Annotated in this window: 21 protein-coding genes and 1 tRNA gene; 16 read left to right on the forward strand and 6 right to left on the reverse strand. The window is 74.4% G+C overall.

Annotated elements, in window-relative coordinates:
• Window positions 1-65: 65 nt before the first annotated feature.
• The 3 genes from BMW99_RS09185 to BMW99_RS09195 all read left to right on the forward strand — a co-directional run bounded on the left by BMW99_RS09185 (window position 66) and on the right by BMW99_RS09195 (window position 1624).
• A complete protein-coding gene (locus BMW99_RS09185; protein WP_069466967.1) occupies window positions 66-689 on the forward strand; it encodes an HNH endonuclease in 624 nt (207 codons plus the stop codon).
• Window positions 686-1543, forward strand: a complete 858-nt coding sequence (locus BMW99_RS09190) for an HNH endonuclease signature motif containing protein (protein ID WP_069466966.1) — start codon at window positions 686-688, stop codon at window positions 1541-1543. The genes BMW99_RS09185 and BMW99_RS09190 overlap by 4 nt, the downstream gene beginning before the upstream one ends.
• Window positions 1544-1549: 6 nt before the next feature.
• Window positions 1550-1624 (forward strand) — tRNA-Leu (locus tag BMW99_RS09195).
• Between the two features lie 44 nt (window positions 1625-1668).
• On the opposite strand, the gene rdgB is transcribed toward BMW99_RS09195, so the two are convergent.
• Both rdgB and BMW99_RS09205 read right to left on the reverse strand, forming a co-directional pair.
• Window positions 1669-2280 carry an RdgB/HAM1 family non-canonical purine NTP pyrophosphatase gene (rdgB, locus tag BMW99_RS09200; RefSeq protein WP_075016589.1) on the reverse strand — a complete coding sequence of 204 codons (612 nt, stop codon included), beginning with the start codon at window positions 2278-2280 and terminating at the stop codon, window positions 1669-1671.
• Between the two features lie 17 nt (window positions 2281-2297).
• Window positions 2298-3431, reverse strand: a complete 1134-nt coding sequence (locus BMW99_RS09205; protein ID WP_075016590.1) for an aminotransferase class V-fold PLP-dependent enzyme — start codon at window positions 3429-3431, stop codon at window positions 2298-2300.
• Window positions 3432-3529: 98 nt separating this feature from the next.
• On the opposite strand from BMW99_RS09205, the gene BMW99_RS09210 reads away from it, so the two are divergent.
• On the forward strand, window positions 3530-4969 hold the full coding sequence (locus tag BMW99_RS09210) for a DUF445 domain-containing protein (RefSeq protein WP_079175992.1): 1440 nt from the start codon (window positions 3530-3532) through the stop codon (window positions 4967-4969).
• A 324-nt stretch (window positions 4970-5293) separates the two neighbouring features.
• The gene (locus BMW99_RS09215) at window positions 5294-6148 is read left to right on the forward strand and encodes a fumarylacetoacetate hydrolase family protein (protein WP_075016592.1); all 855 of its coding nucleotides are present in this window, start codon (window positions 5294-5296) and stop codon (window positions 6146-6148) included.
• Window positions 6149-6200: 52 nt separating this feature from the next.
• Here the strand turns inward: BMW99_RS09215 and BMW99_RS09220 are convergent, their stop codons facing one another.
• The gene (locus tag BMW99_RS09220) at window positions 6201-6737 is read right to left on the reverse strand and encodes a heme-degrading domain-containing protein (protein WP_079175993.1); all 537 of its coding nucleotides are present in this window, start codon (window positions 6735-6737) and stop codon (window positions 6201-6203) included.
• Between the two features lie 68 nt (window positions 6738-6805).
• Complete coding sequence (locus tag BMW99_RS09225; protein ID WP_075016593.1) at window positions 6806-7912, reverse strand: Gfo/Idh/MocA family oxidoreductase; 1107 nt, start codon at window positions 7910-7912, stop codon at window positions 6806-6808.
• A 55-nt stretch (window positions 7913-7967) separates the two neighbouring features.
• On the opposite strand from BMW99_RS09225, the gene BMW99_RS09230 reads away from it, so the two are divergent.
• From BMW99_RS09230 to BMW99_RS09265, 8 genes are all read left to right on the forward strand, one after another.
• Window positions 7968-9167: an ROK family transcriptional regulator gene (locus BMW99_RS09230; protein WP_075016594.1), complete on the forward strand. Its 1200-nt coding sequence runs from the start codon at window positions 7968-7970 to the stop codon at window positions 9165-9167.
• Between the two features lie 157 nt (window positions 9168-9324).
• Entirely contained in the window at window positions 9325-10083 is a 759-nt protein-coding gene (locus BMW99_RS09235) for a GntR family transcriptional regulator (RefSeq protein ID WP_069467705.1), read from the forward strand.
• A 195-nt stretch (window positions 10084-10278) separates the two neighbouring features.
• Complete coding sequence (locus BMW99_RS09240; protein WP_075016626.1) at window positions 10279-11397, forward strand: TIGR03364 family FAD-dependent oxidoreductase; 1119 nt, start codon at window positions 10279-10281, stop codon at window positions 11395-11397.
• Between the two features lie 5 nt (window positions 11398-11402).
• Window positions 11403-12137: a phosphonatase-like hydrolase gene (locus BMW99_RS09245; RefSeq protein ID WP_075016625.1), complete on the forward strand. Its 735-nt coding sequence runs from the start codon at window positions 11403-11405 to the stop codon at window positions 12135-12137.
• A gap of 1 nt (window position 12138) precedes the next feature.
• Window positions 12139-13305 carry an ABC transporter ATP-binding protein gene (locus tag BMW99_RS09250; RefSeq protein WP_069464810.1) on the forward strand — a complete coding sequence of 389 codons (1167 nt, stop codon included), beginning with the start codon at window positions 12139-12141 and terminating at the stop codon, window positions 13303-13305.
• On the forward strand, window positions 13298-14236 hold the full coding sequence (locus BMW99_RS09255; RefSeq protein ID WP_069464812.1) for a 2-aminoethylphosphonate ABC transporter permease subunit: 939 nt from the start codon (window positions 13298-13300) through the stop codon (window positions 14234-14236). The genes BMW99_RS09250 and BMW99_RS09255 overlap by 8 nt, the downstream gene beginning before the upstream one ends.
• Window positions 14223-15020 carry an ABC transporter permease gene (locus BMW99_RS09260; protein WP_069464813.1) on the forward strand — a complete coding sequence of 266 codons (798 nt, stop codon included), beginning with the start codon at window positions 14223-14225 and terminating at the stop codon, window positions 15018-15020. Before BMW99_RS09255 ends, BMW99_RS09260 begins: the two co-directional genes overlap by 14 nt.
• A 90-nt stretch (window positions 15021-15110) precedes the next feature.
• Window positions 15111-16184 (forward strand): 2-aminoethylphosphonate ABC transporter substrate-binding protein, encoded by a 1074-nt coding sequence (locus tag BMW99_RS09265; protein ID WP_069464809.1) that lies wholly within the window; start codon window positions 15111-15113, stop codon window positions 16182-16184.
• A 51-nt stretch (window positions 16185-16235) separates the two neighbouring features.
• Here the strand turns inward: BMW99_RS09265 and BMW99_RS09270 are convergent, their stop codons facing one another.
• Together BMW99_RS09270 and BMW99_RS09275 are read right to left on the reverse strand one after the other, a co-directional pair.
• A complete protein-coding gene (locus BMW99_RS09270; protein WP_407640279.1) occupies window positions 16236-16976 on the reverse strand; it encodes an HAD-IIA family hydrolase in 741 nt (246 codons plus the stop codon).
• A 125-nt stretch (window positions 16977-17101) separates the two neighbouring features.
• Complete coding sequence (locus BMW99_RS09275) at window positions 17102-18607, reverse strand: recombinase family protein (protein WP_069464807.1); 1506 nt, start codon at window positions 18605-18607, stop codon at window positions 17102-17104.
• Between the two features lie 175 nt (window positions 18608-18782).
• Between BMW99_RS09275 and BMW99_RS09280 the strand changes: the two genes are divergently transcribed.
• The 3 genes from BMW99_RS09280 (at window position 18783) to BMW99_RS09290 (ending at window position 23755) form a co-directional block, all read left to right on the forward strand.
• The gene (locus tag BMW99_RS09280; RefSeq protein ID WP_075016595.1) at window positions 18783-19664 is read left to right on the forward strand and encodes a hypothetical protein; all 882 of its coding nucleotides are present in this window, start codon (window positions 18783-18785) and stop codon (window positions 19662-19664) included.
• Window positions 19665-19669: 5 nt separating this feature from the next.
• Window positions 19670-20347, forward strand: coding sequence for a class F sortase (locus BMW99_RS09285; RefSeq protein WP_075016596.1), 678 nt, complete (start codon window positions 19670-19672; stop codon window positions 20345-20347).
• A gap of 147 nt (window positions 20348-20494) precedes the next feature.
• On the forward strand, window positions 20495-23755 hold the full coding sequence (locus BMW99_RS09290) for an FAD-binding and (Fe-S)-binding domain-containing protein (RefSeq protein ID WP_079176001.1): 3261 nt from the start codon (window positions 20495-20497) through the stop codon (window positions 23753-23755).
• The last annotated feature ends 29 nt before the right edge of the window (window positions 23756-23784 follow it).

Here is a 23784-nt window from a genome sequence, read left to right on the forward strand (position 1 = left end):
TTCCCCCTTCGTTGATCCGTACGACCACTCGAACACGAGTCCGGACCGACCGAAGGGGGCAGGCGGTGGCGCAGCGGTATCCGCTCGAACGGCTGGCCGAGGCGGCAGGTGAGACGTCGAGCGCCGAGGAGGCGGTGCTGTGGTTCGGAGGCGAGCCCACGCCGGCCCGCCGGAGCTACCTCCGTTCGAAGATGGCCGGGGCCGGCATCGACATCTCGCACTGGACCAGCGGACGCGTGCGCCACACCGAGCAGCGCCTCCGTGAAGTCGTCGCCGCCTCCCGCAGCGTCAAAGACGTCGTGCGGCAGCTGGGCATCAGCCAGGTCGGCGGCAACCAGGCGCATATCAGCCGCCGCATCACGTCGCTCGGCATCGACACCTCGCACTTCGCCCGCGCACCGCGCACCCGAAGCGCTGCCGGACGGCGGGACGTGCTGGGGTGGCGCGACCCCGACCAGGGCCGTGCCCCCGGACAGGCCCTCCGCCGAGCGCTCCTCCGCTCGGGAGTGGCGGACCGCTGCGCCCTCTGCGGCACCGGGCCGGAATGGAACGGCCGGCCACTGCGGCTGCAGGTCGATCACATCAGCGGCGACTGGTGGGACAACCGGCCGGACAATCTCCGGCTGCTGTGCCCCAACTGCCACGCGGTGACGGACACCTACCGCGGACGGCGCCGGAGGACGCCATGAGCACACCGCGGTACACCAGGGAACTGCTGACGCGGACGGCCGCGGTGTCCACCAGCGCGGTCGACATGCTGCGCCGCCTCGAAACCCCCCTGGGGGCCGTGCCGTTGCGGTATCTGCTCGCCCGTCTGGACCACCACGCCATCGACGTGTCGCACTTCGCCGACGAGCCCCTGCCCACTCGCGAGCGCAGGACCTACACGCGCGAGCAGCTCGCCGAGGCCGCCCGCCACGCCCGCAGCGTCCGCGAGGTCATCGAGTACCTGGGACACCCGCCGCGGGACAGCCCCTACGGCCATGTCCGCAAGAAACTCGACGAGTTCGGGATAGACACCCGCCACTTCACCCGCGGCCGGCGGCACGGTCCCGAGATCCTTCCCCGGGAACCGCTCACGTCGGCCGCCGCCTCCAGCGACAGCGTGGCCGGACTGCTGAGGTCACTGGGCATGGCCGACAACGCGGCGGCGCGTGCGCGGCTGCGGCGCAGCGCGGCCGCGCACGGCGTCTCCTTCAGCCACTTCACGGCGGGTGCGCGGGCACGAGGCTCGGTCGCACCTCGGCGGAAGACGGCGGCCGAGATCCTTCGGCGGCAGGAGCCCGGCGCCGCCCGCACCGCCACGCGCCTGCTGCGCCGCGCCCTCGACGAGGAAGGCGTCCCGCACGAGTGCGCGGAGTGCGGAATCGGCGATGTCTGGCGCGGCCGACGGCTGGTGCTGCAGGTCGATCACGTGAACGGCGACCGGCTGGACGACCGGCTCGGCAACCTGCGCTACCTGTGCCCGTCGTGCCACAGCCAGACCCCCACCTATGCGGGCAGGCCTCGGGGCGGGGCGGTCGGCCGGAGCCCAGTACAGTAGCGCCGCGGGCCCGTACCCCAGCTGGCCAGAGGGCGCCGGTTTAGGTCCGGTGTGTCGTGGGTTCGAGTCCCACCGGGCCCACTCGTCGGCGCGGCGCACTCTGTGCGCCGCGCCGGTTCGGCTTCTCAGCGCAGGAGTTCGGCGATCTGCGGGGCGAGGGCGCGGAAGGCCTTGCCGCGGTGGCTGATGGCGTTCTTCTCGTCGGGGGTGAGCTCGGCGCAAGTGCGGGTCTCGGTGTCGGGCTGGAGGATCGGGTCGTAGCCGAAGCCGCCGGTGCCCGCGGGGGTGTGGCGGAGGGTGCCGGTGAGGCGGCCTTCGGTGACGCGGGCGGTGCCGTCGGGGAGGACGAGCGCGGCGGCGCAGGCGAAGTGGGCGGCGCGGTGGGGTGCGTCGATGTCGGAGAGCTGGGCGAGGAGCAGGTCGAGGTTGGCCTGGTCGTCGCCGTGGCGGCCGGCCCAGCGGGCGGAGAAGATGCCGGGGGCGCCGCCGAGGACGTCGACGCAGAGTCCGGAGTCGTCGGCGACGGCGGGCAGGCCGGTGGCTTCGGCGAGGGCGCGGGCCTTGAGGAGGGCGTTCTCGGCGAAGGTGGTGCCGGTTTCCTTGACGTCGGGGATCTCGGGGTAGGCGTCCGCTCCGACGAGTTCGACGTCGGGGCCGAGGCCCGCCTCGGCGAGGATCGCCCGGAGTTCGGTGACCTTGTGGGCGTTGCGGGTGGCGAGGACGAGTCGTCGGGTCATGGGGCGATTATCGCCGCTCACGTGAGGGAGGTGAGGGCGGCCCTGACGCGGTCGACGGCGGCGAGGGGTGTGGAGGCGTGGGGGGAGAGCCGCAGGGAGGTGGTGCGGACGGTGGGGGTGACGTCGTGGGCGTGCAGGGCCTTGGCGACCGTGGCGGGGTCGGTGCCGGGGATGTGGAAGGAGACGATGCCGGCGCGTTGGGCGGGGTCGTCGGGGGAGAGGAGTTCGCCGCCGCAGTGGCGGATGGTGTCGATGAGCTGGTCGACGCGGGTGGAGATGTGGGTCTCGATGGCGCGGACGGTGGTGTGTTCGACGAGTTCGAGTGCGGCGGCCAGGGCCGCGGCGGTGACGGGGCTGAGGTTGGTGATGCTCCAGCGCTGGGCGCCGGTGGCGGGTGGGTGTTCCTGGTCGTCGAAGGTGGCGACGTCCTCGATGCCGGTCCAGCCGGTGAGGGTGGGCTGGAGGCGTTCGAGGGCGAGGTCGGAGAGGGTGGCGAAGCCGGTGGACCAGCTGGCGCGGAGCCATTTCTGGCCGCCGCTGATGACGACGTCGGCGGTGTGCCAGGGGAGTTCGGCGATGCCGAAGCCCTGGATGGCGTCGACGACGAGGAGCCGGTGGGGGCCGATGACGTCGCGGAGGGCGGCGAGGTCGGCGCGGTGGCCGGTGCGGAAGTCGACGGCGCTGACGGCGAGGGCGACGACGTCGTCGGTGAGGGCGGCGGCGACGATGTCGGGGGTGATGCGGCCGTCGGGGCCGGGGTGGAGCCAGCGGGGCTGGGCGCGGCCGAGGGCTGCGGTGCGGCGCCAGGGGTAGTGGTTGGCGGGGAAGTCGGTGGCGGGGACGAGGACGGTGCCGCCGGGGATGCCGAAAGCGGCGTGGAAGAGGCCGGTGGAGGCGTTGGGGAGGAGGACGGTGTGGGCGGCGTCGGTGCCGGCGAGGCGGGCGGCGGCGGCGCGGGCGCGGGGTTCGGCGTGCATGAGGTCGTCGACGGTGTGGTGGTCGGCGCGGGCGGAGCGGGTGAGCGCTTCGGCGGTGGCGGCGAGCACGTCGTGGGAGGGGGGCCCGTAGCGGGCGAAGTCGAGGTATCCCTCGGGTGCCTGGAAGTGGTCGGTGTAGCCGGCGAGTCCCCCGGTGGCGTGCGGGTGGTTCATGGCGGGTGGGGCTCCTCGGGGTGGCGCTGGGGAGGCGTGGGGAACCTGCCGTACGTTCCAGGTTCGGCAGTGGTGGTGAGAATACGCGGGTGGAGCGCATGGAGCTGGGGCCAACGACAGGGCGGGTGAGCGATCCGGAGCGGGCCGGTGACCCGGGCGGGCCCGGTGACTCGGGCGGCGGTGCGGGCGGTTCGGGAGGGGGTGCGGGCGGTTCGGGTGGCGGGTCCGGTGGGCCGGCGGTGCCGCGCGGGCCGGCGGATCCGCCGGGGGTGCCGGGCGGTGCGGGGGGTGATCCGGACGCGGAGCGGCGTCGCGGGGTGCGCCGGATGAAGCTGATCGCGACGGGCTTCCTGGCCGTGGCGACGGTGGTGTACGCGCTGTCGCGCTGGGCCGGGGCGAGTGGTGCGGGGGGCTGGGCGGGTTATGTGTCGGCGGCCGCGGAGGCCGGCATGGTGGGTGCGCTGGCGGACTGGTTCGCGGTGACGGCGTTGTTCCGCCGGCCGCTGGGCCTGCCGATCCCGCACACGGCGATCATTCCGACGAAGAAGGACGCGCTGGGCGCGAGTCTGGGCGACTTCGTGGGGGAGAACTTCCTGTCGGCGGAGGTGGTGCGGGCCCGGTTGCGTTCGGTGGGGATCGGGGCGCGGCTGGGGGGCTGGCTGGCGGAGCCGTCGTCGGCGGACCGGGTGACGGAGCAGGCGGCGGCCGCGTTGCGGGGTGTGCTGACGGTGCTGCGGGATTCCGACGTGCAGGCGGTGGTGAGCGAGGCGATCACGCGGCGGGCGGAGGCGCAGGAGATCGGGCCGGGGCTGGGGAAGCTGCTGGAGCGGATCGTCGCGGACGGCGGGCACCGGCGGATGGTTGATCTGGTGCTGGCGCGGGCGCGGGACTGGCTGATCCTGCACGGTGATTCGGTGATGGACGCGGTGCAGGGCGGGGCGCCGGGCTGGACGCCGCGGTTCGTGGACCGCAAGGTCGGTGAGCGCGTCTACAAGGAGTTGCTGCGGTTCGTCACGGAGATGCGGGACTCGCCGGGGCATCCGGCGCGGGGGGCGGTGGATCGTTTCCTGTCCGATTTCGCGGTGGAGCTCCAGTCGGATGCCGACACCCGGGCGCGGGTGGAGCGTCTGAAGCGGGATCTGCTGGCGCGGGGTGAGGTGCAGGACCTGATCCAGTCGGCGTGGGGTGCGGTCCGGACGATGATGGTGGCGGCGGCGGAGGACGAGCGCAGCGAGCTGCGTCTGCGGGCGCGGGCGTCGCTGATGTCGCTGGGGACGCGGCTGGCGACGGACGAGCGGCTGCAGGCGAAGGTCGACTCGTGGCTGGAGGACGCGGCGACGTATCTGGTGACGACGTACCGGGACGAGATCACGTCGCTGATCAGCGAGACGGTGGCGGGCTGGGACGCGGATCAGACGTCGCGGAAGATCGAGGCGCATGTGGGGCGGGATCTGCAGTTCATCCGGATCAACGGCACGGTGGTGGGTGCGCTCGCGGGTCTGCTGATCTACACGGTCGCGCACGCGGCGGGTGGTTGATGCGGCGGGTGGCTGACGGGGCGGGTGGCTGACGTGGCCGCCGGGTGACGGGGTCGGCGACCGCCGCGCCGGGTGGGGCGAGCGGCCGCCTGAGGGTTCGCCGCTCCGACGTCTGCGTGGGCGTTCGTGGTGGTGGTGGCGGGGCGCGGCGCCGGGGCGGGGGCTGCGGCGTGGGCGGGTCGGTCCGTCCACGGGCTGATCAGGGGGTTGCGCGACGAGGACGGGGGATTGGAGGATCTGACAAGACATCGGATGATCCTCGTGGGGCCGGGCGGGAGTGCGGCCGAGGGCGGGGCGAACCCATCGACTTACGGAGTGCACACGATGAAGCTGCTGCGTGTCGGACCCGCCGGGGCGGAGCGCCCGGCCCTGCTGGACCGCGGGGGCGTGCTGCGGGACCTGAGCGGCCTGGTGGCCGACGTCGACGGCCACCTGCTGGCCGACGGCGACGCGCTGGCGCGCGTGGCCGAGGCGGAGGCCGGCGGGTCGCTGCCGGAGCTGGACGCCGGCCCGCGGGTGGGCCCGCCGCTGGCGCGGATCGGCAAGATCGTCTGCATCGGCCTGAACTACCACGACCATGCCGCGGAGACCGGCGCGCAGCCGCCGTCCGAGCCGGTGGTGTTCATGAAGGCGCCGGACACGGTGGTCGGCCCGGAGGACACGGTGCTGGTGCCGCGGGGCAGCCGGAAGACCGACTGGGAGGTGGAGCTGGCGGTGGTGATCGGCCGGGAGCTGCGGTACGCCGCGTCGCACGAGGAGGCGATGGCCGCGGTGGCCGGCTACGCGATCGCGCACGACGTGTCCGAGCGGGAGTTCCAGATCGAGCGCGGCGGCCAGTGGGACAAGGGCAAGAACTGCGAGACGTTCAACCCGCTGGGCCCGTGGCTGGTCACCGCGGACGAGGTGCCGGACCCGCAGGCGCTGCCGCTGAAGCTGTGGGTGAACGGCGAGCTGAAGCAGGACGGCTCGACCGCGGACCAGATCTTCCCGGTCGCCGAAGTGGTGCGCTACCTCAGCCAGTTCATGACGCTGTACCCCGGTGACGTGATCAACACCGGCACGCCCGCGGGGGTGGCCCTCGGCCAGCCCGAGCCGAAGCCGTACCTGAAGGCGGGCGACGTGGTCGAGCTGGCCGTCGAGGGGCTGGGCCTGCAGCGTCAGGTGTTCGCGCAGGCCTGACGCACCGGCCGCGTGCGAGGTCCGCTCGCGGCGGTGTGCCGTGGGGGCGGGGTCAGGCGTTCCAGGAGGTGCGGACCTCGTCCAGGAAGCGGGTGAGGCCGTCCACCACCAGGGCGTGGTCCTCGGCCTGCGGCAGCCCGGAGACGCCGACCACGCCGACGACGCCGACGCCCGCGACGCGCAGCGGGAACGCGCCGCCGTGCGCGGCGTAGCGGTCGGGGTCCAGCCGGGACGACTCCTCGAAGGTCGTGCCCTTGGCCCGGAACCGCTCGCCGATCTGCAGGGAGCTGGCGTGGTAGCGCTCGACGACGCGGGCCTTGCGGGCCAGCCACGCGTCGTTGTCGGGCGTGGTGCCCTCCATCGCGCAGTGGAACAGCTGCTGGGTGCCGCGCCGGATGTCGACGGTGACGGCGGCGTCGCGCTCGCGGGCCATGCCCACCAGCAGGCAGCCCAGCCGCCACGCGTCGTCGTTGGTCAGGCGCGGCAGGACCAGGGCGGTCTCCTGCGCGGCGAGTTCGGCCACCCGGTCGGTGCCCGAGGTGCCCGGAGTGCCCGGGGTAGTGCCGGCCGGGGGGTTCGCGGTGGTCATGGGGTCTCCGTTCTCCCGGGCCGCGGCCCGGGGCGCAGGTGCGGCGGCCGGGGCCGGCCCGGCCGGTGTCACAGGGACACGGTGGTGCCCGTGCGGGCCGAGCGGCGGGCGGCTTCGATGACGTCGAGGGCGGCGGCGGCCTCCAGCGCGGTGACCGGGGGCGCGGTGCCCTCGCGCAGGGCGGTCTCGATGCCGGCGTAGAAGGCGGGGTAGTCGCCGGGCAGTGACGGGACGGTGTGCGGCGCGTCGTCGGTGCCGGCGGTGCCCCACGCGGACTCGGGCTCGGCGCCCCACTGCGTGCCGTCCTGGCCGGGCCGCAGGCCCTCGCGGAGTGCGGCCTCCTGCGGGTCGAGCCCGTAGGTGACGAAGCCGCCGGTGCTGCCGAGCACGCGGAAGCGCGGGCCGAGGCGGGCGGTGGTGGCGCTCATCCACAGGTGCGAGCGGACGCCGCCGGCGTGGGTGAGCGCGATGAACGAGTCGTCGTCGGTCGCGGCGCCCGGCCGCCGGACGTCGCCCTCGGCGTAGACGAGCCGGGCCGGGCCGAAGAGGGTGAGGGCCTGGTCCACCAGGTGGCTGCCCAGGTCGTAGAGGAGGCCGCCGACCTCCGCCGGGTCGCCGGACTCGCGCCAGCCGCCCTTCAGCTGCGGGCGCCAGCGCTCGAAGCGGGACTCGAAGCGCTGCACCTCGCCCAGGTCGCGGGCGGCCAGCAGGGCCTGGAGCGTGCGGAAGTCGCTGTCCCAGCGCCGGTTCTGGAAGACGCTCAGCAGCAGGCCGCGGGTGTCGGCGAGGGCGGCCAGCGAGCGGGCCTCGGCGGCGGTGCCGGCGAGGGGCTTGTCGACGACCACCGGCAGGCCGGCCTCCAGGGCGGCGGTGGCCAGCGCCACGTGCGTGCGGTTGGGGGAGGCGAGCACCACCAGGTCGAGCGTGCCGGCGCGGTCCCACAGCTCGTCGGCCGTGGCGGCGAAGGACACGCCGGGGTACGCGGCGCCGGCCTGCGCGCGGCGCTCCGGGCTGCCGGTGACGATGGTGTCCAGGACCAGTCCCGGCGTGGCCGCGATCAGCGGGGCGTGGAAGAAGGAGCCGGCCGGGCCGTAGCCGACGAGGGCGACGCGCAGCGGCGCGGCGGTGGGCTCGGAAGCGGCGGACGGGTCGGCGGCGGGCGTGGCAGTCGGCATGACGCCACTTTCGCAACAGTGTTGCCAAAGTGCAAGCGGGCGGGACAATGGACCCGTGCATCCGTCCGCCTCTGGGGCCAACCTGCCCGCCCTGCGCAGCCACAACGCCGCCGTGCTGCTCGATCTGCTGCGCGCGGCGACCCTCGCCGGAGGCCCCGGCCTCGGCCGCCCCGAACTGGCCGAGCGGGCCGGCCTGACACCGCAGGCGGTCAGCAAGATCACCGCACGGCTGCGCGCCGAGGGGCTGGTCGAGGAGGCCGGCCGGCTGCCGTCCACCGGCGGCAAGCCCGGCACCGGCCTGCGGCTGGCGGCCGGCTCCCGGTACGCGGTCGGCGTCCACCTCGACGGCGAGACCGTGACCGCGGTGCTCACCGACCTCGCCGGCCGGACCGTCGCCCAGCGGTCGGCGCCGCTGGCGCTGGACCGCCCGGTGGCCGACGGGCTGGCCGCGATCACCGCGCAGGTGCGGGAGATCGCCGCCCTCGCGTCCGGGCCGGTGCTCGGCGTCGGAGTCGGCATGCGCGGGCCCCTCGACCACCGCACCGGGACGCTCCACCGCGTCACCGGTTTCCCGCACTGGGAGGGCGTGCCGCTGCGCGACGCCCTCGCCGCCCGCCTCGGCCTGCCCGTCGCCGTCGACAAGAACACCAACGCCGCCGCGCTCGCCGTCCTGGCCGCCCCACCGCCAGCGCCCGCCGTCCCCACCGGCCCGGACGGTTCCCCCGCGGCGCCCGTGGCACCCGCCGTCGCCGTTGCCGACGGTCCTCGCGGGCCCGGTGCCGGGCGGGCGGCGGACGCCGTCGCGGCCGGCGAGTCGTTCGCGTACCTGCACCTGGGCGCCGGGCTCGGCGCCGCGCTGGTGCTCGACGGCGTGCTGCACCGTGGCGGGCGCACCGGCGCGGGGGAGTTCGGCCACCAGGTCGTGCAGCTGGACGGGCCGCTGTGCGAGTGCGGCAACCGCGGTTGCCTGGAGGCGCTGTGCCTGGCCGCGGCCGCGCGCGGCGACACGGCGGGCGCCGCGCGGCTGCTGGGCGTGGGGGCGGCGAACCTCGTCGCGCTGCTGGACGTGGACCGGATCGTGCTCGGCGGCCGCACGGTCCTGGCCGCGCCCGAGGTGTTCCGGCGCGAGACCGCGGGCGTGCTGGCGGGACGCGGCCGGGCCGTGCCGGTGTCCACCGCGACGCCGCTGGCGGTCGCCGAGGGAGCGGCGCTCCTGGTGCTGGCGCCGCTGTTCACCCGCGCCGCCCTCGCCTGACGCCCGCCCCCGCCCCCGCCTCTGCCTCCCCCTCCGCCTCTGCCCCGCCTCTGCCTCCGCTCGACGCTCCTCCGCCGTCCCGTGACGCCCCTGCGCCGTCCCGGGCCCGCGGTCGCCGCGGTGCGGGGCGGGGGACCGCGTCTGGCAGGATCATGGGATGAGTGACGCCGCCGACCCGCGCGCCCCGATCCGCGCGGGCATCCCCGAACACGGCCGGGTGCCGAAGTACTTCGCGGTCAAGACGCGGCTGGAGGAGCTGCTCGACCAGCTGGGCGAGGGCGGGCTGCTACCGACCGAGCGGGAACTGGCGTCGGGCTTCGGGGTCGCGCGGGAGACCGTTCGCCAGGCGCTGCGTGAGCTGCTCCTCCAGGGCCGGGTCCGGCGCAAGGGCCGCGGCACCGTGGTCGCCGGACCCAAGCTGGTGCAGCCGCTGTCCACCGCGAGCTACACCGAGGGCGTGCGGCGGCAGGGCCGGGTCCCGGGCCGCAACCTGATCGGCCTGGAGCAACTGGAGGCCGACCGGGTGCTCTCCGGCGAGTTGCGGGTCGAGGTCGGGGCGCCCGTGTGGCACATGGAGCGCGTGCTGCTCGCCGACGACGAGCGGGTCGGGCTGGAGAGCACCTACCTGTCGGTGGCCCGACTCCCGTACCTGGCACGGGACTTCAAGCCCGACACCTCCTTCTACGGGTTCCTGCGCGAGCAGATCGGCGTGGAGCCGTCCGTGGTGGACGAGCGGATCGAGACGGTGCTGGCCACGCCGCGCGAGGCGCTGCTGATCGGCACTCCGCCCGCGCTGCCGATGCTGCTTCTGCACCGGTCCAGCAAGGACGCCGACGGCGAGCCCCTGGAGCGGGTGCGCTCGCTGTACCGGGGCGACCGCTTCAGCTTCACCGTCCACCTGGACAAGCGGATCTGACCACCCGGGCGAGCCCCGTACGGGTCCCGCGCCATCCCCTTACCTCAAGGTCCCTCATGGGCAACCGAGTTGACCACCGCTCCGTTCTGAAGGTCACGGAGCGATAACGGGTCTGGGCCAAGCTTGCTGCCCTGTTCACCCCTGCGTCGGTATCCGGACGCCATCCGTCCATGCGGCACCGCGAACGTCATGGCCGTGAGAGTCACTGTCGTCGGAGCCGGGGTGCTGGGCACCATGCACGCCTGGCACGCCATAGAACGCGGCCACGAGGTCGTCCACCTGGAGCGCGAGCGCGAGGCCCGCGGCGCGTCCGTCCGCAACTTCGGCCTGGTCTGGGTCGGCGGCCGCGCGGCCGGGCCCGAACTGGCCACCGCGCAGCGCGCCCGCGAGCTGTGGGAGGAGATCGGCGCCCGCGTGCCGGGCGTGGGCTTCCGCGCCAACGGCTCGCTGACGGTCGTGCGCAGCGCCGCCGAGCAGGCCGTCGCGGAGGAGGTGCTCAGCCGCCCCGACGCCGCGGACCGCGGCTACGCCTGGCTCACCCCCGCCGAGGTCCGCGCGCACAACCCCGCCGTGCGCGGCGACATCAGCGGCGCGCTGCTGTGCACCCGCGACGCGGCCGTCGAGCCGCGGCTGACGCTGCCCGCGCTGCGCGAGCACCTCGCCGCCGGCGGCCGCTACACCTTCGTGCCCGGCCGCGAGGTCCGGGACGTCGCGCCCGGCCTGGTCCGCGACGACCACGGCACCTCGTACGCCTCGGACACCGTCGTGCTCACCACCGGCGCCTGGCTGTCCGGCCTGGTCAGGGAACTCGCCCCGCAGCTGCCGGTACGCCGGGTGCGGCTGCAGATGGCGCAGACCGACCCGCTCGGCGAGGAACTGACCACCTCCGTCGCCGACGGCGACAGCTTCCGCTACTACCCCGCCTACGCCGGCGGCGCCCTGGACGCCCTGCGCGACGGCCACCCCCAGCCGCCGGTGCCCGCCGCCCACCGCATGCAGATGCTCATGGTCCAGCGCCTCGACGGCGGCCTGACCATCGGCGACACCCACGAGTACGACGAGGCGTTCTCCTTCGACGTCACCGAGGACCCCTACGACCACCTGCTCATCCGCGCCGGGGAGATCCTCGGCCGCCCGCTGCCGAGGATCCGCCGCCGCTGGGCCGGGGTGTACGCGCAGTGCGCCGACACCACCCGGGTCGTGCACCGCGAGCAGGTCCGCGACGGCGTGTGGCTGGTCACCGGACCCGGCGGCCGGGGCATGACCTGCTCCCCGGCGATCGGCGAGGCCACCGCGAACGAGATCGGCTGGTGAACCCCATGACCGCGCACACCCCCCAGACCCCCGCGACCGAGAGCACCATGACCGCAGCCCCCCGCACCCCCGTCACGCTCGTCGTCCTCGACATGGCCGGCACCACCGTCGCCGACGGCGGCCTGGTCGAGGCCGCCTTCTCCCGCGCCGCCGAGGAACTCGGCGTCGCCCCCGGCAGCACCGAGCACGCCGCCCAGCTGGACCACGTCCGCGCCACCATGGGCGAGTCCAAGATCAGCGTCTTCCGCACGCTCTTCGGCGACGAGGCACGCGCCCAGCAGGCCAACGCCGCGTTCGAGCGCGCCTACGCCGACCTCGTCGACTCCGGCGCCTGCGCCCCGCTGCCCGGCGCCGAGGACGCCATCCGCGCCCTGCGCGCCCAGGGCCGCACCGTGGTCCTCACCACCGGCTTCTCCCGCACCACCCAGGACGCCATCCTGAACGCCCTCGGCTGGCAGGACATCGCCGACCTGACACTGTGCCCGGCCGACGCCGGCCGCGGCCGCCCCCACCCCGACATGGTGCTCACCGCGCTGCTGCGCACCGGCACCGGCTCCGTCCAGGAGGTCGCGGTCGCCGGCGACACCGTCTTCGACATGCTCAGCGGCATACGCGCCGGCGCCCGCGTCGTCGCCGGCGTCACCACCGGTGCGCACACCGACGCCCAGCTGAAGGACGCGGGCGCCACCCACGTCCTGGCCTCGGTGGCCGACCTCCCCGCGCTGCTCGGGAGGCTGTGACATGGACCCGGCCGCAGACCGCACGGACACCCCGCAGGGGGCGGGCATCCGGTTCGACCGGGTGACCGTGGCCTACGGCGGCACCACCGTCCTGGACGCGCTCGACCTCACCGTCGAGCCCGGCGAGGTGATGGCCCTGCTCGGCCCCTCCGGCTCGGGCAAGACCACCGCGCTGCGGGCCGTCGCCGGATTCGTCCGGCCCGCCTCCGGCCGCGTCATGATCGGCGGCCGGGACGTCACCGACCTGCCCCCGTACAAGCGCGGCATCGGCATGGTCGTCCAGCAGTACGCGCTCTTCCCGCACCTGCGCGTCGACCAGAACGTCGCGTTCGGGCTCAAGGCGCGGCGCACTCCGCGCGGCCGGATCGCCGCCCGCGTCACCGAGGCACTCGAGATGACCGGCATGGCCGGCTACGCCCGCCGCTACCCGCGGGAGCTGTCCGGCGGCCAGCAGCAGCGCGTGGCCATCGCCCGCGCCCTGGCCATCCGCCCCGGCGTGCTGCTGCTCGACGAGCCGCTGTCCGCCCTCGACGCCCGGCTGCGCTCCGGCATGCTCGCCGAACTCTCCCGTCTCCACCGCGAGTTGCCGGACGTCTCGATCCTGTACGTCACCCACGACCAGATCGAGGCCCTCACCCTCGCCGACCGCATCGCCGTCCTCGACCAGGCCCGCCTGCAGGACTGCGGCACGCCCCACGAGCTCTACCGCACCCCGCGCACCGAGTTCACCGCCACGTTCGTCGGCAACGCGAACCTCCTGCGGGTACGCGCCGGCGAGCCCGGCTCGGTGAGCCTCGACGCCACCACGCTCCGCGTCACCGCCCCCGACGACGCGTCCACCGGACCCGCCGCCGGCGCCGAGGCCACCCTGTGCGTCCGCCCGCACGCGCTGCGGATCACCGACGCCAAGGCGACCGGCCCGGCGGCCGGCTCCCCCGAAGCCGCCGCCGTCCCGGGCGCCAACATCCTGCACGGCACCGTCACCGACGTGCAGTGGCGCGGCCACACCCACCGCCTCCTGGTCGAGGCCCACGGCCACGAACTGCGCGCCGACGTCGGCGACCTGCGGCAGCCGCCCCGCGTCGGCGACGACGTCGCCCTCACCTTCGACGCCGAGGACGGCGTGCTGCTGCCCGCGGGCCTCGCGGGAGGTGTCCCCGTTGGCTAGCGCGACGGCCGGCCCGCCCCCGCAGGCACCCGCGGAACCCGCCACCCGCGGCCGGCGGCCCCAGGCACCCGGCACGCGCCACCGCACCCGCCGCGTACCCGGCTGGGCCTGGGCCCTGCCGCCCGTGGCCGCCCTCGGACTGTCGTTCCTCTATCCCCTGGTGCTCGTCGCCAAGCAGTCCCTGTCACCCGACAGCGGCGGCCACTCCTTCGCGGCCTACACCCAGGTCTTCCACGAGGACTCCTTCCGCAAGGCCCTGTGGAACACCGTGTGGATCGCCACCGCCTCGACCGCCGGATGCCTGGTGCTCGGCTTCGCCCTCGCCCTGGTCATCGCCTTCGTGCCCTTCCCCGGCGGCAAGGCGCTCAGCCGCTTCATCGACGTCTTCCTCGCCTTCCCGTCCTTCCTGATCACCCTCGCCCTGCTGTTCGTCTACGGCACGGTCGGCATGGCCAACGGCCTGTGGACCGACGCCACCGGCGCCGCCCACGGACCCGTGGCCTTCCTGCAGACCCCCTGGGGCGTCCTGCTCGCCGAAGTCACCTACTTCACCCCGTTCGTGATGCGCCCCCTGCTCGCCGCGTTCTCCCAGGTCGACACCGCACAGGTGGAGGCCGCCTCGTCACTGGGCGCCCGCGCCCCGCGGATCGTCCGGCAGATCATCCTGCCCGAGGCACTGCCCTCCCTCGCGGCCGGCGGCAGCCTCGTCCTCGTCCTGTGCCTCAACGAGTTCGGCATCGTCCTGTTCACCGGCGCCAAGGGCGTCACCACCCTGCCGATGCTCGTCTACAGCAAGGCCATCCTCGACGGCGACTACCCCGGCGCCTGCGCCGTCGCCATGGTCGCGGTCGTGCTGTCGGTGGCCCTCTACGCCCTCTACCGGGCGGCGGCCGCCCGCGCCCTGGGAGGTGGCCGGCGTGCTCGTGCATAGCCGCAAGGGCCGCTGGACGGCCTGGCTGTTCTTCTTCGTCCTGTTCCTGCCCCTGTTCGCGCTGCCCTTCCTGGTCGTCGTCATGGCGTCCTTCGCGACGCACTGGAGCGGCGCGTTCCCCTCCCACGCCACCTTCGCCCACTACCGGGACGTCACCCACGGCGACTCGCTGCACGCCCTCACCACCAGCCTGCTGACCGCACTGGCCGCCAGCCTCCTCGCCCTGGTCATCGGCACCTGGGCGGCACTGGCCGCCGAACGGCTGCGCGGTGCGGCACGCCGCGTCCTCGACGGGCTGTTCATGCTGCCCGTCGCCGTACCCTCCGTGGTCGTCGGACTGTCCCTGCTGGTCGCCTTCTCCCAGCCGCCGTTCCTCCTCAACGGCACCGCCAGGATCGTCGTCCTGGCCCACACCGTCCTCGTCACCGCCTTCGCCTACCAGTCGGTGAGCGCCGCACTCTCGCGCCTCGACCCGGCCTACGAACAGAGCGCCGCCAGCCTGGGCGCCCGCCCCGCCACCGTCCTGTGGCGGATCCGCATCCCGCTGCTGCTGCCCTCGCTCACCGCCGCCGCCGGACTCTGCTTCGCCCTGTCCATGGGGGAGTTGAGCGCCACGATGATGCTCTACCCGCCGGACTGGGTGCCGCTGCCGGTACGGATCTACGGAGCGACCAGCCGCGGCTCGCTCTTCGAGGGCGCGGCCCTGGCCGTCGTCCTGATGCTGACCACGCTCGTGGTGCTGCTGGGCATGTCCCGCGTCCGCACCCGCGCCTCCTACCGCTGAGGCCCCCCGCCCCAGCCGTCACCGGGCCCCCACGGGGCCGACCATCACCGGGCCACCGGCCCGATCGTGAACAAGGGAGTTCGAACTGCCATGCGCAACCGCATCGTTACCCCGCTCACCGCCGTCGCGGGCACCCTGACGCTGGGACTGGCCCTGGCCGCCTGCGGAGGCTCGTCCTCCGCGGACAGCGGCAAGCCGTCGACCGAGGTGACCGTGTACAGCGCCGACGGACTGCACTCGGACGCCGGAGACGGCTTCTACGACAAGGCGTTCAAGGACTTCACCGCCAAGACCGGCATCAAGGTCAAGTACGTCGAGGGCGGTTCGGGCGAGGTCGTCCAGCGGCTGGTCCGCGAGAAGTCCAACACCCAGGCCGACGTGGTCGTCACCCTGCCGCCGTTCATCCAGCAGGCCGACGGCAAGGGCCTGCTCGACGCCTACAAGCCGGCCGGCTCCGACCAGGTGGCCGCCGCCGACAAGGACGCCGCCGGGCACTGGACGTCCATCGTCAACAACTACCTGTGCTTCATCTACGACAAGAAGGAGCTGCCGCAGCCGCCCAGGACCTGGGACGACCTGCTGGACGCGAAGTTCAAGAACAAGCTGCAGTACTCCACCCCCGGCGTCGCCGGCGACGGCACCGCCGTCGTCATCAAGGCGATGCACGACCTCGGCGGGCAGGGCCCGGCCATGGACTACTTCAAGAAGCTGCAGGCCAACAACGTCGGCCCGTCCGCGTCCACCGGCCAGCTCGCGCCCAAGGTCGACAAGGGCGAACTGCTCGTCGCCAACGGCGACGTGCAGATGAACTACGCCGACCAGTCGTCCATGCCGAACCAGGGCATCTTCTTCCCCGCCGCGAGCGCCACCTCCAAGCCCACCACCTTCGCGCTCCCGTACGCGGCCGGCCTGGTCAGGAACGGCCCGCACGAGGACGCCGGCCGCAAGCTGCTCGACTTCCTGCTCAGCAAGGACGTCCAGCAGGAGGTCTCCTCCGTCGGCGGCGGCTTCTCCGCCCGCACCGACGTGACCGCCACCGACCCGAACGCGGTCAAGCTCAAGGAGATCATGTCCGGCGTGGACGTCTTCACCCCGGACTGGAAGGACATCGACACCAACCTCTCCTCCTACGTCGACGCCTGGAAGTCCGCCACCGGCAGCTGACCTGCCGAAGGCCCTCCCCGCGCGCTCGGGGAGGGCCTTCGCCGTTCGCGGTCACACCAGGTCGACGATGTCCGCGATCGAGTCCACGACGTTCGTCGGGCGGAACGGGAACCGGTCGATGTCCGCCGTGGTCGTCAGGCCCGTGAGCACCAGGAAGGTCTCCATGCCGGCCTCCAGGCCGGCCAGGATGTCCGTGTCCATACGGTCGCCGATCATGGCGGAGGTCTCGGAGTGCGCGCCGATGGCGTTGAGGCCGGTGCGCATCATCAGCGGGTTCGGCTTGCCGATGAAGTACGGCTCCTTGCCGGTGGCCTTCGTGATCAGAGCGGCCACCGAGCCGGTCGCCGGGAGGGCGCCCTGGGGCGAGGGACCGGTGTTGTCGGGATTGGTCGCGATGAACCTTGCTCCCTCGTTGATCAGGCGGATGGCCTTCGTCAGCGACTCGAACGAGTAGGTCCGGGTCTCGCCCAGGATCACGAAATCAGGATCGACGTCCGTGAGGATGTAGCCCGCGTCGTGCAGGGCCGTGGTGAGCCCCGCCTCGCCGATCACATAGGCCGAGCCCCCGGGGTGCTGGGTGTCGAGGAACTTGGCCGTGGCCAGGGCGGACGTCCAGATGCTGTCCACCGGCACCTCCAGCCCCATGCGGGTGAGCCGGGCGTGCAGGTCGCGCGGTGTGTAGATCGAGTTGTTCGTGAGGACCAGGAACGGTCTCTCCGACTCCCGGAGCTTCTTTATGAAGGCGTCTGCTCCGGGGACGGGAACGCCTTCATGGATGAGCACGCCATCCATGTCGGTGAGCCACGATCGGATGGGCTTGCGCTCTGACACGGAGGGGCTCCTTAGCGATCAGTCCTTGCTCCCAAGCCTAGCGGCGAGGTCCGAAGGGGCCGAGTCGCGGGGATTCGGCGGGAACGTCACTTCCACACGATCTCCAGCAGCTCGGGCCGGAAGACGCCGCGCTGGGCTCCGCCCTTGCCGGCCCTGCTCACGACCACGGCCTCGATGCTGCGCGTGAGCACCGTGCGTTTCATGTCGACGGTGTAGGTCTCCCACTCGCGGACGATCCGCGCGGCGAGCGAACGCGAATGAACCGGCGCCACGCGAGGGACGGAGGCCCGCTGTGAGAGGCCGCGCTCCTTCTCCTCCAGACGCCGCATCTCCCGGGCGAACTCGGCGAGCGACAGCAGGTCCTCGGCGCGGAGCCGGCGGGCCTCGGCCTTGTCCGCGTCGATCCGGATCAGTGCCGATCCGACGTCCGCCGATGCCGGGTCCTCCGGTTCGGACCGCGCTTCGCCGCGGGCCTTTTCCCCGAGATTGTTCAACAGCGCCCTCTCGACGTGGTCCTCGACCGGGGGGCCGCTGCGGGAGAGCCGTCCACAGCCTCCGCCGGAGAAGGTGCAGACGTAGTAGTAGCCGTACCTCTCGTAGCTCGGCGTGCCTCGTTGGTACATCGCCGAGTGCAGGCCCGAGCCGCAGTTGCCGCAGCGTGCGATGCCGGACAGCAGTCTTTTCGTGACCGGCGTTCCGGCCTTCCGTCCTTTGCCGGTCTGCCGGCGGGCGTCGAGTACGTCGACCAGCTCCCGCCATTCCGCGGGGGTGAAGATCGTCTCCCACGTCCCGACCACGGGGCTGCCGTCGGTGCGCTCCACCAGGTACTCGACCGGGTCCAGGCGACCGGCCCGCGCGCGGTGTTCCTGGGGGATGTAGGAGCGGAAGCCGCAGAGGCGTGGGTTGCGCAGCACGTACGGGACACTGCTGTAGCTGATGGTCCTGCCGGCCGGAGTCTGCGGTGTGCGGACCTGGGCCTCGACCCACTCGCGATGGACGGTGGCGATCAGCTTGCCGTCGACGATGTCCCTGCGCGCCCGGCGCAGGATCTCGGCCTCCCGTTCGTCGACGTGCTGGGCGTCCTTCCACCCGAAGGCGCGTTTTCCCTGGTGCGGCTTGCCGGCCGCGGCTTCGGCCTGCCGCTGGCGTGCGACCCGCCGCCCCGCGTCGGCGGAGAACTTGTTCGCGATCGTCACGTGGATCCGGGCCTGGAAGCGGCCGTCGACCGTGGTGAGGTCGTAGTCGCCGGCCGTGGTGGCGAAGACCATCGGGCGGCGGGCCTGCTCATAGATGTCGATCAGGCGCTCGAGGTCGCGCGGCTGCCGGGCGATGCGGTCGATGGCGTAGGCGAGGATGCCGCTGATGACGCCGGACTCGAGGTCCGAGACCATCTCCTCGAACGCCGTGCGCCGGGTGCGCCGCTGGTACGCGGACCTGTCGTTGTCCTCGTACACGCGGTGCACCCGGACCCGCCGCGATCGGGCGAGATCGTCGATGTCCTCGCGTTGGCGAGACACTCCCTCACGCCCGTCGCGCCCGTCACCGAGGTGGCCGATGTCGGAGATCCGGGCGTACCCACCCACGTTGAGCATGTCTCTGCCTCTTGGTAGCTCGTGTGACGATCACGAGTATGTGACTGTGTGTGTACACATCATCACCCTGATGGGTCAGTGAGGCGGCGCCCGGGGTGCGGGGGGCGGGGGGTGACGGGATCTTCGTAAGCACCGGGTGCGAGTCCCCGCGCCCGGCCGAGCGGAGGTCTCTTCCATGTCTGGTCTGAAACTGCCCGCCGTCGCCGCGGCCGGCCTGGCGGCCGTGGTCGCCCTCGGCGGAGTGTCCGCCGCGGCGCCGGCCGCCGCCGATACCGGCGGCACGAGCAGCGCCGCAGCCGACCCTGCCGGGTCCGCGGCCGCGGACCCCCTGGCAGGCACCGACACCGGCAGCACCGACCCGGGCACCGGCAGCACCGGCAGCACCGGCAGCACCGGCAGCACCGACCCGGGCACCGGCACCGATCTGAGCGCCGACCCGGGCGCCGGCACGGACACCGGCAGCGGCGTGGACAGTGGCGCCGACCCGGCCGCGGGGGCGGCCGGTGTGGCCGGCAGCGCCGGGGCCGACCCCGCGGCGACCGGTGCCGACCCGCTGTCCGCGGCGGGCGCCGACGCCGTCGACGTCTCGCCGGCGAGCGTCGCGCCCGGCGGGCGCGTGACCATCCACCTGTCGGTGTCGTGCAGTTCGGGCCACAAGGCCAAGGCGAGCGCCGCGGTCTTCGTCGACAGCATCACCCTCGCCCCGGCCTCGGACGGCAGCAGCGGCCTGGAGGGCAGCGCGTTCATCAAGTCCGACGCGGTCGACGGCTCGTACGCGGTGTCCGTGCAGTGCGACGGCGCGGGCAGCTCCGCCAAGGCGTCCGTCACGATCACCGGGTCCACCAGCCGTCCGGTCTCGCCGGTCACGCCCGTGTCCCCGGGCAAGCCCGTCTTCCCCGTCCCCGCGGGCGGCGGCGGCACCGCGCAGCTGGCCGCGGGACCGGCCGCGGCCGGCTCGAGCACCGGTCCGCTGGTGATCACCGGTGCGTTCGCCGCGGCCGGCCTGGCCGGACTCGCCCTGCGGCGCCGCCGCTCCGTCGCCGGCGAGCGCGGCTGATCCGGGTGACGGCCCACCGGGCCGGCGTCGGGGCCGACGCCAGGCCGGACGGCAGGACCTGGGCGACCGCCGCGGTCGCCCTGCTCCTGCTGGCCGCCTGGTGGCTCGGCCCGGCCGGCCACGGCGGGTCCGGCGGTGACACCGGTGCGGCGGTCGCCGCGGCCGTCGCCGCGGACCATCCGCCGCACGTGTACGCGCCGCACGCGCCGCTGCCCGCCGCGGCGCCGACCCGGCTGGACGTCCCGTCGATCGGCGTGCACGCCTCCCTGGTCGGCCGTGACCTGACCGACGGCACCATCGATCCGCCGCCGTACGACACCCCGGGCGTCGCGGGCTGGTACCGCGGCGGTCCGGCGCCCGGCGCGCCCGGTGCGGCGGTGATCGTGGGCCACGTCGACACCGAGACCGGCCCGGCGGTGTTCTACGCGCTGAGCACCGTGCAGCGCGGCGCCGTCGTCGACGTGACGCGGACGGACGGGACGGTGGCGGAGTTCTCGGTGGAGGCCGTCGAGGTGGTGCAGAAGGACCACTTCGACGCCTCGCGGGTCTACGGGTCCGGCACCGGCCGTCCCGAGCTGCGGCTGATCACCTGTGGCGGAAGCTTCGACCGCACGCAGCAGGAGTACTCCGCCAACGTCGTGGTCTACGCCGCGCTCACCGGCTCCCATCCGGTCGCGCGGTAGCGCGGCGCCCGGGCCCCGGGCCCCGGGGGCGGCTCCGGCCGGTCCCGGTGCGTGCCGGTGGGGCCCGTCCCGGGGCCAGGACACCGCGCGCACCCCGGAGTTCCGGCATATCGTGCAGAAGGTGTGATCCCCGTCAAGGAGGTCCTGATGCCCGTAGGAGAGCGGAAGAAGGAGGGGAGGGGAGCCGAGGCGCTGCGCCCCGTCGCGCCCGAGGAGGCCGCGGCGGATCGGGTGGAGGAGGCGCGCGCCGGCGGCGCTCCCGCGGGGCTGCGGGCCGGGCTGGAGCAGCTGCTGGGGCCGGAGAAGGTGCTCGGCCGTGTCGCGGACCTGGTGGCCTACGCGTCGGACGCGAGCCCGTACCGGTTCGTGCCGCAGGCCGTGGTCGTGCCGGACAGCGTGCTCGACGTGGTGAAGCTGATGGGGTTCGCGCGGCGGCAGCGCCGCCATCTGGTGTTCCGTGCGGCCGGTACGAGCCTGAACGGGCAGGCGCAGGGTGAGGACATCCTGGTCGACGTGCGGCGGCACTTCAGCGGGGTGGAGGTCGAGGCGGGCGGTGTGCGGGCGCGCATCCTGCCGGGGACCGTGCTGGCGCGGGCGAACGCGGCGCTGGCCCGGCACGGCCGGGTGCTGGGGCCGGACCCGTCGAGTGCGGCGGCCGCCACTGTCGGCGGCGTGGTGGCGGGCAACGCGTCCGGGCCGGCGGCCGGCACCACCCGCGACTCGTACCACACGGTGGCGTCGCTGACGGTGGTGCTGCCGTCGGGCACGGTGGTCGACACCGGTGATCCGGAGGCGGACGCGGCGCTGGCCGCCGCCGAGCCCGAGCTGTATCAGGGGCTGCTGGACCTGCGGGACGAGATCGAGGCCGACCAGAAGCTGACCGCGCTGATCCGTGCCAAACACGCCGTCAAGAACACCGCGGGCTACCGGCTGGACGCGTTCCTGGACGGTGAGACGCCGGTGCGGATCCTGCGCGGCCTGATGGTCGGCGCGCAGGGAACCCTGGGCTTCGTCAGCGAGGCGGTCTTCGAGACGCTGCCGCTGCGTCCGGCGGTCACGGCGGGGTTGCTGTTCTTCCCGTCGCTGCCGGCCGCGGCTGCCGCGGTGCCGCTGTTCGCGCAGGCGGGCGCCGACGCGGTGGAGGTGCTGGACGGGCATGCGCTGCGGGCCTGCGGGCGGACGCCGGGGGCGCCCGCGGAGTGGGCCGAGGTGCCGGCCGAGTGTGCCGCGCTGCTGGTGGAGTTCCGGGCCGCGGACGACGTGGAGCTGGCCGCCTACGAGCGGGCCGCCCGCCGGATATGCGACGACCTGGGCCTGGTGAGTCCGGTCGCGTCGGCGGACAACGCGTTCACCCGCCGGGCGGCGGAGATATCCGCGATGTGGCGGGCCCGTGGCGCCTTCACGGCCGCGGTCGGCGGGGGCCGTCCGGCCGGCAGCACCCTGCTGGTGCAGGACTTCGCGGTGCCGCCCGACCGGGTCGGCGAGGCGTGCACCGAACTGCTGGCGCTGCAGGAGCAGCACGGCTTCGACCCCGGCGTCACGGGGCGTGCCGCGCACGGCGCCCTGCACTTCCTGCTCGCCTTCGATCCCGGGCAGCCCGCCGACGCGGAGCGCTACGCCGCGTTCATGGACGCCTTCTGCCGGATGGTCACCGAGCGGTTCCACGGGTCGCTGCGGGCCGAGCACGGCACGGGCCGGGCCGCGGCGCCGTTCCTGGAACGCGAGTGGGGTGCGCCGGCCGCCGCGCTGATGTGGCGGGTCAAGGCGCTGCTCGACCCGGACGGCATCCTGGCGCCGCGGGTGCTGCTGGACCAGGATCCGCGTGGGCATCTGCGCGGCCTGAAGACGCTGCCGGTGGTCGAGGGGCCGGCAGGGGCGTGCACGGAGTGCGGGTTGTGCGAACCAGTCTGCCCGAGCCGCGACCTGACGACGACGCCGCGGCAGCGGATCGCGCTGCGGCGGGAGATGCTCCGCCAGCCGGCGGGTTCCCCGGTGCTGGAGGAGCTGCTGGAGGCGTACGGGTACGACGCGGTCGACACGTGTGCGGGCGACGCGTTGTGCCGCCTGGCGTGTCCGGTCGGCATCGACACCGGCGCCCTGATGCGGGAGTTGCGGGCCGCGCGGCACACGCGGGCGGAGGAGCGCGCGGCCGCCCGGCTGGCGACGTTCGGGCGGGCCGCCGAGCGGACCGCGCGGACGGCGCTGGCCACGGCCACGGCGATACGGGGCCGGGCGGGGGACCGGCCGCTGGCGGCCGCGGCCGGTCTGGCGCGGCGGGCGGCGGGGGCCGAGCTGGTGCCGGACTGGCTGCCGGAGACTCCGGGCGCGGCTCCCCGCCTGCCGCGCACCGAGCGGAACCGGGCGACCGCCGTGTACTACCCGGCGTGCGCCAACCGGGTGTTCGGGCCGCCGCGGCGGGGCGCGGACTGGGTGCCGCGGGCGGTGGTCGCGGTCTCGGAGCGGGCGGGGATGCCGGTGTGGATCCCGCCGGACGTCGCGGGCACGTGCTGCTCGGCGCTGTGGCACGGCAAGGGATTCACCGAGGGCGGTGAGGTGATGGCGAACCGGATGGTGGAGCAGACGTGGGCGTGGACGGGCGGCGGGCGGCTGCCGGTCGTGGTGGACGCGGGGGCGTGCACGCTGGGCCTGTCCCGGGACGTGGTGCCGTATCTGAGCGAGGCCAACCGCGAGCTGCACGGGGAGCTGACGGTGATCGACTCGGTGGTGTGGGCCGCCGAGCACCTGCTGCCCAAGCTGTCCGTCACGGCGCGGGTCGCGAGTGCCGTGCTGCATCCGACGTGTGCGTCACGGCAGTTGCGCGAGGGCCCGGTGGACGGCGGGGGGAGCGGCGGCGGGGCCGAGGGGGCGCTGGAGGCGGTGGCGCGGGCGTGCGCGGCGGAGGTCGTGGTGCCCGACGACGTGGGGTGCTGCGCGTTCGCGGGCGACCGCGGTCTGCTGCGCGAGGAGTTGACCCGTGCGGCGACGCGCCGTGAGGCCGAGGAGGTCGCGGCCCGGGACTACGACCTGTACCTGTCCGCGGACCGGATGTGCGAGCTGGCGATGGAGCACGCCACGGGCGAGCCGTACGAGTCGGTGCTGGTCGCCCTGGAACGGGCGACGCGTGTGGTGCCGGAGGAGAAGGAGGAGGCCGGCGTCAGCCACGGCGGCGGCGGCGACGGTGCGGGGGAGGGGGCCGGGGAGCGGCCGGGCGAGGAGTCCGGCGCACGGCCGGCCGAGCGCTCGGGGTCCGGTCCGGAGGCCGGCGTGCGGGACGCGGCGGGTGGCGCGGGCGGCGCCGGGGGTGCCGTGCCGGGTGAGGCGGCGGACGGTGCGGGCCCGGCGCCCGCGTCCGGGGAACCGCCGGACGCGGCTCCCGGCGGTCCTCAGGGGGCGTGGCCGGAGCCGTGACGCGCGGCCGGTGAGCCGCCGCCCGCCCG

This window comes from Actinacidiphila rubida (assembly GCF_900110255.1).
Lineage (GTDB): Bacteria > Actinomycetota > Actinomycetes > Streptomycetales > Streptomycetaceae > Actinacidiphila > Actinacidiphila rubida.